Origin of the sequence: Staphylococcus sp. NWU MKU2, assembly GCF_033283605.1 — a bacterium.
In the GTDB taxonomy this organism is placed as follows: Bacteria; Bacillota; Bacilli; order Staphylococcales; family Staphylococcaceae; genus Staphylococcus; species Staphylococcus haemolyticus.
This window is the reverse complement of sequence record NZ_JAVSMH010000009.1, coordinates 19,097-31,613: the sequence shown is the minus strand read 5'-3', so window position 1 is coordinate 31,613 and position 12,517 is coordinate 19,097. Positions and strand designations below refer to the sequence as shown.

The following is a 12,517-nucleotide window of genomic DNA, read 5'->3' as shown; positions in this document are numbered from 1 at the left end:
ATATCAGCCTTTCAATAATTGTGTTACCTTACCATAATCTTCCTGTTTAAAGAAATAAGAACCGGTAACAAACATATCTGCCCCATTATCAGCACATATTTTAATAGTTTCATTGTTGATACCACCATCAACTTCGATATTAAAATTTAAATTTAATGATTGTCTTAAATCTCTTAAGATTTTCACTTTTGCTGCACATGCTTCTATAAATGATTGACCACCAAATCCTGGATTTACAGTCATAACAAGTACATAATCAACAATTTCAAGTACTGGTAATATTGACTCAACTGGTGTACCAGGATTAATTACAACGCCAGCCTTCTTTCCGGCATTTTTTATCATTTGTAATGCTCTATGAATATGCTGTGTAGCCTCAACATGTACTGATATCATGTCAGCACCGTGTTCAGCAAAGGTATTAATATATTGTTCAGGTTGTTCAATCATTAAGTGAACATCAATCGGTAATTGAGTAGTTGCTCTAACTGAATCAAGAATAGGAATACCAATAGAAATATTAGGTACAAATTGACCATCCATTACATCAAAGTGCAGACCATCAATTTGTGCTTCTTCTAAAGCTTTAATTTCATTCTCTAAATTTAAAAAATCGGCTGATAAAAGTGATGGGTAGATTTTCTTCATTAATATCTGACCTTTCTATTTGAAATTTCATTATATAATTGAATATAGTGATCATAGCGAAATTGTGCTAATTCACCATTTTCTAATTGCTGTTTGACATGACACTTTGGTTCCTTAATGTGGTTGCAATTTCGAAATTTACATTCCTCACTAAAGCGATTCATTTCTATAAAATAATGCTTCAATTCATCTTTATCAATATGATCGAAATCTAGCGCACTAAATCCAGGTGTATCTGCGATAAAACCAGATTCTCTTTCAAACAACTCTACATGTCTAGTTGTATGTTTACCACGATTAAGCGATTTAGAGATATGATTAGTTTCTAAATTTAGTTCTGGTTTAAACGCATTGATAAACGTCGATTTACCTACACCTGATTGACCACTTAATACAATGAGCCCTTTAGGCCATGTAGCCACAACTTCTTGTTGACTCGTATGCTTGCCTACAAATTGCGTATTGTAACCAATTGCTTCATAAACTTTTAACCACGCATTAATTTGTTCAATTTCATTTTCAGAGGCTAAATCCTTTTTAGTCACTAGAATACTCGGCTCTAAATCATACGAATGCGCAATAACTAAGAAGCGATCTAACAATTGCGTTGAGAAATCTGGTTCAACAGCGCTCATCACGATGATTAAGCCATCAATATTACTAACTGGTGGTCGTTTCAATTCATTATGACGCTCGTGAACCTGATGAATATAGCCTTCACTTGTGTTTTGAATTTCAAAATCAACGATATCCCCCACAATTGGTGAAAATTTCTTCTTTCTAAAAAGACCGCGTGGTTTAGTATCATATAAAGTTCCATCAACATCTACTTGATAGACACCACTAATTAGTTTGATAATTCGTCCAGTTTCCAAAATGACACCTCTTAATCATTATTTATATTAAATTATTATAGCAAATGCTTGAAGATTATTATATCCAGAAGTGAATTGAAGAAATGATTTATCATTATATATTTATTTTTAGTTTACATAATAATTTTACGATTTATTTACTAAGAAACCCTTTTAGGGAATGTGCGTTATTCCATTCACTAAAAGGGTTAAATTTAATATTCTATATCTTTATCTGCAATTACATCGCCATCAACTCTAATCGTATAGCCCGCATCTGAGCCTTGCTCAATTTTACGCGGAATCGTTATCGTTTTGTCATCTTTTATACTAAACGTTTGGCTAGCAGATGTGCCACTATTGTCCTTATCTCTAATGTAAACTTGAACTTTTTGACTTTCGTCATCTCCCGTATATGGGATGTGATATGTTTCTGTATAATTCTTAACTTTTTGTTTATCATCAGACTTGTCTTCACTAGAAGATTTAGATTTCTCTGAATCTTTGTCTTCATCTTTTGAAGATGCTTTTCCTTTTGAAACAATGAATTGTACTGTACTTCCCTCTTCAACCTCTGTATTTTTAGGGCTTTGTGAAATAATATTATCCTTTTTAACATTATTACTTGATTCTGTCGTCATTTGTACTTTCAGACCACTTTTTTCAAGTTCTTTCTTTGCAATTTGATAATTTTTATTTTCATAATTTTTAACATATACCTTTTTAACACCTAATGATTCGGTTAAAGTAATTTGATGATCGTTTATACGAACATAACTATCAGGATTAACACTTTGCTTAGCTATAGCACCTTTAGGTACTTGATTATTATATTCTTGATTGACTGTCACATGATCAAGTTTAGATTGTTTCAATTTATCTAATGCATCTGCTTTTTTCATGCCTATAACATTAGGCATTTTAGCACGTTCAGGCCCTTTTGAAAGCACAATATCTACCTTTTCATGCTGATTAACTCTTTCACCTTGTTTTGGTTTAGTCTTTATTATTTTATTTTCCGGATAATCATCACTGTAATCTCTAGAGATATTACCAATTTCTAAATGAGATTGTCTCAGTATTTTTTCCGCTTCTTTTTCAGTTTTACCTTTAAGATCAGGCATTTCCGCATATTTACTACCAAACATGCCCATCGCTATAAAACCAAATAAACTTGCGACTAATAATAGTAAAATAAGCGCAATAGCGAATTTCTTCTTTTTTGAACGTTTTTTCTTAGGTGGTTCATAAATTTGTGCTTCACTAGTTTGAAAATGATGCTCATTAACAATCGGTATTTGCATCGTTTGTGCAATTTGTTTTTGTTCATTTTCTTCTTTTATTTTACTTTTAATATCTTGTCTATCAATCGATACTGTATTTGTCTCATCTTCTTCAATAGAATGCTTCTTTTCATTAGCACGACTAGACACAAGCACGCTACTTAAATCTTCTTTCATATCTTTAACACTTTGATAGCGATCAGAGGCTTTTTTCTCCGTTGCTTTAAGTACGACATTACTTAGTGATTGAGGTATTTCAGATCTTAACTCCGTTACATTTGGAATTGAATCTTGAATATGTTTTATTGCGATACTAACGGCTGTCTCACCATTAAATGGCGGTTCACCAACTAACATTTCGTATAGAACGATACCGATGGAATAGATATCAGTTGCTTCATTCGTAGTTTCACCTTTAGCTTGTTCTGGTGAGAGATACTGAACTGTACCTAATACATGATTCGTCTGTGTCATAGATGTTTCACTTAACGCCTTTGCAATTCCAAAGTCAAAGATTTTTAGTGTTTTGTTCTTATCAATTAAAATGTTCTGAGGTTTTATATCTCTATGTATGATAAGTTTTTCATGCGCTTGTGCCACACCTTTTAAAATCTGATTCGTGAAATCAATAGCTATATCTACACTTAAAGGTCCATGGCTATGTATGTATTCTGATAAAGTAGGTCCATCTATATATTCCATAATTAGAAAGAAGCACTCTTCATCTTCTTGAACATCATATACTTCAACAATGTTTTCATGTGAAAGTTGTGTCGCATTGTTAACTTCTCGTTCGAAACGCTTCATCGTTTCTTCTTTTTCATTCTGAGGAATAGAGATTGCTTTAATCGCTACTTCACGATTTAAAATGGTATCTTCTGCTAAGTAAACGGTACTCATACCCCCGCCACCAAGCTTATCTACTATTTTGTAACGTTCACTAACTATCTTTCCAATCATAGACGATCACCTTCAATAGCTGCTATTAAGACACTGATGTTATCTTTTGAATCATGATTTAATGCTAATTGAATTAGTTGCTCCCCATGTTCTTCTAATGATAATGATTCATTAAAAGACTCATGAATACTTTCACCTCTAACATAGTCCGTTAAACCATCAGAATTTAACATTATAAAGTCATAATGATTAAAACGTTTTGTAAATATATCTGGACTCACGCGTTTATCTGTCCCCATTACTTTAGTAATAATATTACGTTGCGGGTGTGTAAAAGCTTCTTCTTCAGTTATTTGACCTGTCATCACTAAGTGATTTACAAACGAATGATCGTAAGTAATTTGTTCAATTTCTCTAGAGTTAATTAGATAGGCTCTAGAATCCCCTATATTGGCCACTACCAATTGTTTATCGAATACCAGGGCACAAACGCATGTTGTACCCATACCTTTGTATTCTTCATTAGTTTGAGCATATTCAAATAGTTCACGATTAATCTCTTTTAAATTAAAACGCAACCAAGTTTCGGCTTGTTCATACTCAATAAAATTCTCATCTTCAAAACGTTTTTGAAGTTCATAAGTAACAAACTGACTTGCAATTTCCCCCGCTTTATGACCACCCATACCATCGCATAATACTAATAACTGTTGTTGGGTTTGGTTATAAAAAATACCTCCTGCATCTTCATTTTTATTTCTATGTTGTCCAGTATCTGTGAAAAATTGTGCGTTTAGCATTGTGATTACCTCGTTTCTACTTGTCGTTCCTTCGCTCTTAATTGTCCACATGCTGCGTCAATATCTGATCCTTGTTCTCTTCTAATTGTAGCATTAATACCTAATCGTTTTAGTTCTTTTTCAAATTTAAAAATATCGTCTTTAGGTGTTTTGACGTAATTTCGTTCTGGAACATGATTAACTGGGATTAAGTTAACATGACAATTTAAATCTTTAATAAGATGTGCTAAATCACGTGCGTGCTCTAGTTGATCATTTACGCCACCGAACAATCCATATTCAAATGTCACACGGCGATTTGTTTTTTCTTGATAATATTTGATTGCTTCCATTAATTTATCTACATGATATGCTCTGTTAATTGGCATTAATTTAGATCGAATTTCATCTTTAGCTGCATGCAAACTTACGGCAAAGTTAATTTGAATGTCTTCTTCGGCAAAATCATAAATACGTGGAATTATACCTGATGTTGAAACTGTAATATGGCGTGCACCGATGTTTAAACTGTTGTCATCATTAACGATACGTAAGAAATCCATCATTTCATCATAATTCTCAAAAGGTTCACCAATACCCATTATAACAATTTGGGATACACGTTCATCAGTTGCATCTAATGCTTTTTGAACTGTTAAGACTTGTGAAACAATTTCTCCTGCTTCTAAATTACGTTTTAAGCCTCCTAATGTTGAGGCACAGAATGTACAATCGATACGACAACCAACTTGAGTTGTCACACAAACTGAATTTCCATAGTCATGACGCATTAATACGGTTTCAATAGTATAGCCATCTTGTAGTTCAAATAGGAATTTAATTGTTCCATCTTTACTTTCTTGTTTAACAACAGTAGTTAATGTTGTCATTGCAAAATTATCTTTTAAAACTTGACGCAAATCTTTGGATAAATTTGTCATGTCATCAATGCTATCTATGCGCTTTTGATATAGCCATTCAAATATTTGTTTGGCTCTAAATTTTTGTTGGCCGTGTTCTACTAACCATTCTTGCAGTTCATCATATCTTAATGAATAAATCGACTGTTTTTCAAAATCAGGCAAGAATTTATTTTTCTTCTTTTTTTCAGTAGTTATCATCTTAACTTTCCTTTCTTTTTATTTTAGTGATGAAAAAGCCATCCGAATTAAAGTCTTGGGGTAGAATTTGTATTGTCTTCACTTGTTCACCGGTAACTGGGTGAGTCATAAGTTCAAATTCAAAGTCTTTATTATTTTTTAAAAATGTATAAATAACATTTTCATTTTCAAGTTGTTCAATAGTGCATGTTGAATAAACTAGTGTACCATCAGGTTTCAAGTTATCTTTTACATTGTCTAATATCTCTAACTGTAATTCAACTAGGTCTTGAATATCTTGTTGAGTTTGAACATATTTAATTTCTGGCTTGTGTCTAAGCACACCTAAACCACTACACGGTGCATCGACAAGAATTTTGTCATATACATCTTTGTATGGTTTTGTTGCATCATGATCAAAAGCTTTAATGTTATTAAGTTGTAACTTTACAATATTTTCTTTTATTAAACCAATTTTATGCTTATGGATATCTGTAGCATCCACGTGACCACTTGGCGCCAATAACTCAGCTATGTGACACGCTTTACCTCCAGGTGCACTACAAGCATCTAAAATAACGTCATTTTCTTCAACACCCATCAAATATCCTACAAACATTGAGCTTTTATCTTGAATAGAAATATTTCCATTCTTAAAATTTGAAGATTCAATAATTGGACGCCCTTTTAGATGTAAACAATATGGAATCAATTCATCGACTTTAACTTCATATCCTTCACCTTGCAAACTTGACACAACGTCTTCAACTTTATTTTTACTTGTATTAACACGAACTGTACCCGCAGTTTGATCAAAAAATGATGATGCCATCTTTCGTGTCGTTTCAACACCATAGTGCGTAATCCAATGTTCAATAATCCACTTTGGAATACTATATTCAATGGCCATACGCTGCTTATCATTCTTAATAGATTCTAAACTTGGCAATTCACTTCTAAAGATTGTTCTCAATATTGCGTTTACAACATTACCGTTATGAGGGCCCCCACGATGCTTTGCAATATTTACTGCTTCGTTGATAATGGCATGATTCGGTACTTTATCTAGATAAATATATTGATATAAACTCATCCATAACAGTTGTCTGACCCAACTTTTTATTTTTGTCTTCACAAAAGGTCTAAGATAGAAATCCAATGTCATTTTTCTCTTTACTGTCCCATATACGAGTTCAGTATATAAAGGTTTATCGATATTAGAAACATTACCAGCAGATAAAACTTCATTAATTCTCAGATTACTGTATGCATAGTCATTCAATATTTCTTGAATTGTTTGAAACGCTAATTCTCTCACTGATTGTGTCATTTTAATATTTTCCCAACTAGCGATTCTTGTACACCGCTTAAATAATTTGATGCCAGCATACGTTTCTTGCCAGCTAATTGAATATCTGTTAAAGCAATTGCATCATCTGATCCTGTAGCAACAACAATTGACTTTTTAGTCGTCTCTATGATCTCACCAGGTTGACCTTTTTTATTACTGACGATATGTGCTGCATATAATTTTAAATTTGTATCATCCATAGTTGTATAGCCAACTGGCCATGGAGATAAGCCACGAATATGATTATGAATATCTTTTGCATTCATAGTCCAATCAATTCTTTCATCTTCTCTGCTAATATTTGAAGCGAATGTTGCTTGTGCATCATCTTGTGCAATACTATCATTCGTGCGATTTACGATTGAAGGTAGCGTTTCTTTTAGTAGTTTAGCACCGAGTACACTAAGCTTATCATGCATCGTACCTACATCGTCATTATCTTCAATATTAATAGCTTTTTGTGAAATAATATTTCCTGCATCTAGCTTTTTAACCATATACATGATCGTGATTCCTGTTTGAGCTTCACCATCTATTATCGCTTGATGTATTGGTGCGCCACCGCGATACTTTGGTAATAATGATGCATGAACATTAATTGCACCTAACTTAGGTAATTGTAATAACTGTTCAGGCAATAACTGTCCGAACGCTGCAGTAACGATTAAATCGGGCTCTAACTGTAATAGTTGCTCCAATTCATCAGATTGATTTAATTTTTCTGGTTGAAACACAGGTAAATTGTGTTCTTCAGCCACTCGTTTAACAGGTGGTGGCGTTAATACCCGTTTACGTCCAACTGGTCTGTCGGGTTGAGTCACGACTGCTATAACGTCTTGCTCTTCGATTAACATTTCCAATACTTTAGTTGAAAAATCAGGTGTCCCCATAAATATCACTTTAGTCATTTTCAAAATACGCCTCCACTTCTTCATCAGTTAATAAATGCTGTGCACGTTTTGTAAATGGTATACCATTCATTTGATCGATTATATGCAGTATCATTCTAGCTACATCGTCATATGCAGTTAGTTCAATCGTATTACCTTCTAAATCATTCGATTCAATTGTGATCATTTTACTACGTTCGACTTCTCCATATATACCTGGTAAATTTACAGAGCCTTCAAGATCGATTATTTTATCATTAGATTCTGATTTAATTTTAGGATTGATTAGTTGCAATAATCCTTCAACTTCCATATCAATGATAGCTACTTGTTTACTTATGCCGATTTGAGGCGCACATAAAGCTGAGGCCTCTTCTGCATATAATGTGTCTTCCAAATCTAATAATAAATCTTTTAATGTAGCATCATACGCTTTAATAGGTTGTGCTTTTTTAGTTAATACAGGATGCGTTGACTGGACTAATTTTTGTATCGCCATTAAATATGCTCCTCTTGAAAAATTCATCATATAATTATAACTTAATTCACTTTGAAATGCGACCTTAGTCTTAAATTTAGGCACTTCAATCTGTTTTAATTGCTTTTATTTTCTATACCTTTAAAATATATATTAAAGATACCAATAAATACAATATTTAACAGTGGAGGTGTAAATATGGAAGTAAATAAAATTATATACATTGTGCTCGCATTCTTTTTAGGTGGTTTCGGCGTTCATAAATTTTATGCAGGTAAAACAATGTCAGGACTTTTACACTTGGCCTTTTTCTGGACAGGAATTCCTCACATTATTGCAATTATAAGTGGCGTCCTAACATTATTAAGACCAGCAGATGAAAACGGAAATGTTGTAATGTAATTAAAGTAAAAGAGTTACGCAATTTAGGAACCCATCCTTAATAATTGCGTAACTCTTATTTTTTACATTAATATTTGCGGATTAATGTCTATTTTTAATGCTAGCTTATCTTTTAAATAAGCTTCATGATAATAATCATCTAAAAATTGAAGTGCTTTCAGTAATTCTGGTTCGCTCTTATATTTAACTAAAATTTGAAAACGATGTTCATTGTTAATTCGTGCGATGGCTGCTGGAGATGGCCCTAAAACTAACGCACGATCCGTTAGATGTTGCAATAAAATTTGATGAATATGTTTGGAGGCCTCCATCACTCTTTTCATAATTTTATGAGATATCGTAAAATTAATTAAGAAATAGTATGGTGGGTATTTACCTATCTTTCTGTATTCCATTTCTTTTTGATAAAAGGTTAGATAATCATTCTTTTGAACATCTTCAATAGCATAGTGTTCTGGATTATATGTTTGAATAATAACTCTACCTGGTTTATCATGACGTCCCGCTCTTCCAGCTACCTGCGTTAATAGTTGATACGTCCGTTCACTAGCACGGAAATCAGGTAGATTTAACATTGTATCTGCGTTCAAAACACCTACTAGTGTAATATTGGGATAGTCCAACCCTTTAGCAATCATTTGTGTACCTAATAAAATATCGCCCTTACCTTCTTCAAATTCATTAAGTAATTTCTCGTGAGCACCTTTTCTAGAAGTTGTGTCAACATCCATTCGTATAATACGTGCTTCTTCAAATTCTTGTTGCAAGATTTCTTCTACGCGTTGTGTACCAGTCCCTACTTGGCGTATATGCGAACTCTCACAATTAGGACACTTATTCGGAGGCACCTCATGATAACCACAATAATGACATTTTAATTGGTCCGTAGACTTATGATAGGTTAATGAAATATCACAGTGTGGACATTGTGGTACATAACCACAATCTCGACACAACATAAATGATGCATATCCTCGACGATTAAGAAATAATACGATTTGCTCATTTTTACGTAATCGTTCTTCAATAGCCTCTCGTAATTCATTAGAAAACATCGAACGATTGCCAGCGCTTAATTCTTCTCGCATGTCAACAATATCTATTGATGGTAAAGCCTGTTGATTAACCCTTGTAGGTAACGTTAGTAGCTGATACACACCTTTTTCAGCACGCGCATATGATTCTAAACTTGGTGTTGCACTTCCTAAGACTAGAGGACATTGATGAAATTGACTTCTCCATTCAGCAATATCTCTCGCGTGATAACGGGGATAATCCTCTTGTTTATACGTTGATTCATGCTCTTCATCTATAATGATAATTCCTAAATTTTTAAAAGGGGCAAAAATACTTGAACGAGCTCCAACACTTACACGGGCTCTACCATCTCTAATCTTTTGCCATTCATCATACCGTTCACCATTAGATAAGCCAGAATGTAATACTGCTACATCATCACCAAAACGACGCTTAAATCGTAAAACCATTTGAGGTGTTAATGCAATTTCAGGGACTAACATCATTGCTTCTTTACCTTTATTAAGTACTTCTTCAATTGTTTGCAAGTAGACTTCAGTTTTACCTGAACCTGTCACGCCATGTAGTAAGAATGTTCGTTGTTCACTATTATTAATTTTCTCTTTAATATTTTCATAAGCAATACGTTGTTCTGAAGTCAGTTCTCGTTTCTCTTCTTGTTCAAACACTCGATTAGCAAAAGGATCACGCTCTACTTCAGCATTATATTTTTCGATGAAACCTTTTTTAACTAATCCATCAATACTTGATTTAGAAAAACCCATTTCTTCCATATCTTTTAAAAAGACAGTTTTATGGCGCTCATCGAGAAGGTAAGCATATACATCATATTGTTTGATTTTTTTCTCAAGTTTAGCAAGGACTTCATCTGGATGATATCCATCTATAATACGTACAGCTTTCTGTGTTTTCTTTTTAATGTTTTGAGATAATAGGGTTACTTCTTTTACAGTCCCAGCCTTTAAGAGTTTATTTAAAATAGGAAGATGGTCATTTTTTTGAGCATCTTTATACTTATATTGACCGTCGGAATCAAAAAATTTCAGCAACTGCTCATCCATATCATTATGTTTCACAACTTCAAAGACTTTAGTATATTTAGCTTTGATAGCACTCGGTAACATGACCTCTAATACAGAGATACTTTTTGATACATGATAATGGCTAATCCATTCACTTAATTGAATTAATTCAGAAGTTAATTCAGGTTTTATATCTTGGACTTCTTTGATTTCTTTAAGTTTTTCAAGATTAATATCATCACTTGGTTCGGTTTCAATATTCATCACGTATCCTTGAATTGTACGAGGACCAAATGGAACTACAACTCTGACGCCAACTTGAATAAACGCTTCTAAATTTTTAGGTATAAGATAATCAAATTTGAAGTCAACGCTCTTAGAAGGAATATCTACTATTACCTTTGCAATCATTATTGCCACCTAGTTTCTAATTCATCTAAAATTTGTTCAGCTAATTGAACTTTTTTGCCTCTCTTAATATTAATCATTTCTTTATTTTTAAAATGCATTGTCAATTCATTATCATCTGATTTAAAACCAATCGTCTTGTCACCTACATTATTTGAAATAATGACATCTGCATTTTTTCGTTTTAACTTATCTTGTGCATATGCTTCTATATTTTGCGTTTCAGCAGCGAACCCAACTAAGTATTGTTGTCCTTTATGTTCACCTAAATATTTAAGAATATCTTTAGTACGTTTAAACGTCACAGCTAAATCGCCATCTTGCTTTTTCATTTTATGATCTAATACTTCCATTGGTGTATAATCTGAAACAGCTGCTGCTTTAATAACTATATCTTGCTTATCAAAACGTGTCGTCACCGCTTCAAACATTTCCTCTGCACTTTCAATATGAACAACATCTACACCAATCGGATCAGCTAGTTGTGTTGGTCCAGTTACTAATGTAACATGTGCGCCTCTATTTCTTAATGCCTCAGCTAATGCGTAACCCATTTTTCCAGAAGAACGATTTGATACAAAACGAACTGGGTCAATCACCTCGACTGTTGGTCCAGCTGTCACTAAAGCATGTTTACCTTTAAATGAACTCTCTTCTTTTATCTTTTGAGAATTGAAAAAATCATTCAGAACTTTGACAATCTGCAAAGGTTCTTCCATTCGTCCTTTAGCAACATAACCACATGCTAAATAACCATCCCCAGGTTCAATAAAGTGATATCCATCTTCCATTAAAACGTTAATATTATGTTGCGTGCGGTTGTTCTCATACATATGTACATTCATTGCTGGGGCAATAAACTTTGGCGTCTCAGTAGCTATCAAGGTTGATGTCAGAATATCATCTGCTATTCCCACACTTAATTTAGCTATCACATTGGCAGTAGCTGGGGCAACTACAATCGCATCTGCCCAATCACCTAGTGCGATATGTTGAATTTCTTGTGGATTCTCTTCCTTAAACGTATTAGTATATACTGGATTTCTACTAATAGCTTGGAAAGCGAGTGGAGTAACAAATTCTTGAGCATGTTCTGATAACATCACACGTACATCGTAACCGGCTTGTGTTAATTTGCTCGCTAAATCTATTGCTTTATATGCTGCAATACCACCTGTAACAGCTAGTAAAATGTGTTTCATAATCGTATTTCTCCCTTTTACTATCTCGATTATTAATCATAATTTATATTAAATTTATTATACACAAATTAAACGTTTAATTAAAAAGACACATCTTATTGAAAAGTGGTTATACTTAAATCAATAAGATGTGCATACAAAAAATTATATTTAATTCATTTT

Annotated in this window: 11 protein-coding genes; 1 reads left to right on the top strand and 10 read right to left on the bottom strand. The window is 33.2% G+C overall.

The window, feature by feature from the left end; translation table 11 throughout:
* Positions 1-3: 3 nt before the first annotated feature.
* The 8 genes from rpe to SBL15_RS11130 form a co-directional block, all read right to left on the bottom strand.
* Positions 4-648 (bottom strand): ribulose-phosphate 3-epimerase, encoded by a 645-nt coding sequence (rpe, locus tag SBL15_RS11165; protein ID WP_107611423.1) that lies wholly within the window; start codon positions 646-648, stop codon positions 4-6.
* The gene (gene rsgA, locus SBL15_RS11160; RefSeq protein ID WP_317955998.1) at positions 648-1,523 is read right to left on the bottom strand and encodes a ribosome small subunit-dependent GTPase A; all 876 of its coding nucleotides are present in this window, start codon (positions 1,521-1,523) and stop codon (positions 648-650) included. The genes rpe and rsgA overlap by 1 nt, the downstream gene beginning before the upstream one ends.
* A gap of 194 nt (positions 1,524-1,717) precedes the next feature.
* The gene (gene pknB, locus SBL15_RS11155; RefSeq protein ID WP_317955996.1) at positions 1,718-3,745 is read right to left on the bottom strand and encodes a Stk1 family PASTA domain-containing Ser/Thr kinase; all 2,028 of its coding nucleotides are present in this window, start codon (positions 3,743-3,745) and stop codon (positions 1,718-1,720) included.
* On the bottom strand, positions 3,742-4,485 hold the full coding sequence (locus tag SBL15_RS11150; protein WP_011275981.1) for a Stp1/IreP family PP2C-type Ser/Thr phosphatase: 744 nt from the start codon (positions 4,483-4,485) through the stop codon (positions 3,742-3,744). Before SBL15_RS11150 ends, pknB begins: the two co-directional genes overlap by 4 nt.
* Before the next feature lie 5 nt (positions 4,486-4,490).
* Entirely contained in the window at positions 4,491-5,585 is a 1,095-nt protein-coding gene (gene rlmN, locus SBL15_RS11145; RefSeq protein ID WP_317955993.1) for a 23S rRNA (adenine(2503)-C(2))-methyltransferase RlmN, read from the bottom strand.
* Between the two features lies 1 nt (position 5,586).
* Positions 5,587-6,894, bottom strand: coding sequence for a 16S rRNA (cytosine(967)-C(5))-methyltransferase RsmB (gene rsmB, locus SBL15_RS11140; protein WP_107611418.1), 1,308 nt, complete (start codon positions 6,892-6,894; stop codon positions 5,587-5,589).
* Entirely contained in the window at positions 6,891-7,823 is a 933-nt protein-coding gene (fmt, locus tag SBL15_RS11135) for a methionyl-tRNA formyltransferase (RefSeq protein WP_107611450.1), read from the bottom strand. The genes rsmB and fmt overlap by 4 nt, the downstream gene beginning before the upstream one ends.
* The gene (locus SBL15_RS11130; RefSeq protein WP_317955991.1) at positions 7,816-8,304 is read right to left on the bottom strand and encodes a peptide deformylase; all 489 of its coding nucleotides are present in this window, start codon (positions 8,302-8,304) and stop codon (positions 7,816-7,818) included. Before SBL15_RS11130 ends, fmt begins: the two co-directional genes overlap by 8 nt.
* 177 nt (positions 8,305-8,481) lie before the next feature.
* Between SBL15_RS11130 and SBL15_RS11125 the strand changes: the two genes are divergently transcribed.
* Positions 8,482-8,685 carry a TM2 domain-containing protein gene (locus SBL15_RS11125; protein ID WP_037537906.1) on the top strand — a complete coding sequence of 68 codons (204 nt, stop codon included), beginning with the start codon at positions 8,482-8,484 and terminating at the stop codon, positions 8,683-8,685.
* A gap of 62 nt (positions 8,686-8,747) precedes the next feature.
* Here the strand turns inward: SBL15_RS11125 and priA are convergent, their stop codons facing one another.
* Both priA and coaBC read right to left on the bottom strand, forming a co-directional pair.
* Positions 8,748-11,156 (bottom strand): primosomal protein N', encoded by a 2,409-nt coding sequence (gene priA, locus SBL15_RS11120; RefSeq protein WP_317955989.1) that lies wholly within the window; start codon positions 11,154-11,156, stop codon positions 8,748-8,750.
* Positions 11,156-12,355 (bottom strand): bifunctional phosphopantothenoylcysteine decarboxylase/phosphopantothenate--cysteine ligase CoaBC, encoded by a 1,200-nt coding sequence (coaBC, locus tag SBL15_RS11115; protein WP_107611416.1) that lies wholly within the window; start codon positions 12,353-12,355, stop codon positions 11,156-11,158. The genes priA and coaBC overlap by 1 nt, the downstream gene beginning before the upstream one ends.
* Positions 12,356-12,517 lie beyond the last annotated feature (162 nt).

What these genes read in the sequence shown, in the direction of transcription:
- coaBC (WP_107611416.1), bottom strand. Translation starts at nt 12,355, where the DNA reads ATGAAACACATTTTACTAGCTGTTACAGGTGGTATTGCAGCATATAAA.
- SBL15_RS11125 (WP_037537906.1), top strand. Translation starts at nt 8,482, where the DNA reads ATGGAAGTAAATAAAATTATATACATTGTGCTCGCATTCTTTTTAGGT.
- SBL15_RS11130 (WP_317955991.1), bottom strand. Translation starts at nt 8,304, where the DNA reads ATGGCGATACAAAAATTAGTCCAGTCAACGCATCCTGTATTAACTAAA.
- rsmB (WP_107611418.1), bottom strand. Translation starts at nt 6,894, where the DNA reads ATGACACAATCAGTGAGAGAATTAGCGTTTCAAACAATTCAAGAAATA.
- pknB (WP_317955996.1), bottom strand. Translation starts at nt 3,745, where the DNA reads ATGATTGGAAAGATAGTTAGTGAACGTTACAAAATAGTAGATAAGCTT.
- rlmN (WP_317955993.1), bottom strand. Translation starts at nt 5,585, where the DNA reads ATGATAACTACTGAAAAAAAGAAGAAAAATAAATTCTTGCCTGATTTT.
- fmt (WP_107611450.1), bottom strand. Translation starts at nt 7,823, where the DNA reads ATGACTAAAGTGATATTTATGGGGACACCTGATTTTTCAACTAAAGTA.
- rpe (WP_107611423.1), bottom strand. Translation starts at nt 648, where the DNA reads ATGAAGAAAATCTACCCATCACTTTTATCAGCCGATTTTTTAAATTTA.
- SBL15_RS11150 (WP_011275981.1), bottom strand. Translation starts at nt 4,485, where the DNA reads ATGCTAAACGCACAATTTTTCACAGATACTGGACAACATAGAAATAAA.
- priA (WP_317955989.1), bottom strand. Translation starts at nt 11,156, where the DNA reads ATGATTGCAAAGGTAATAGTAGATATTCCTTCTAAGAGCGTTGACTTC.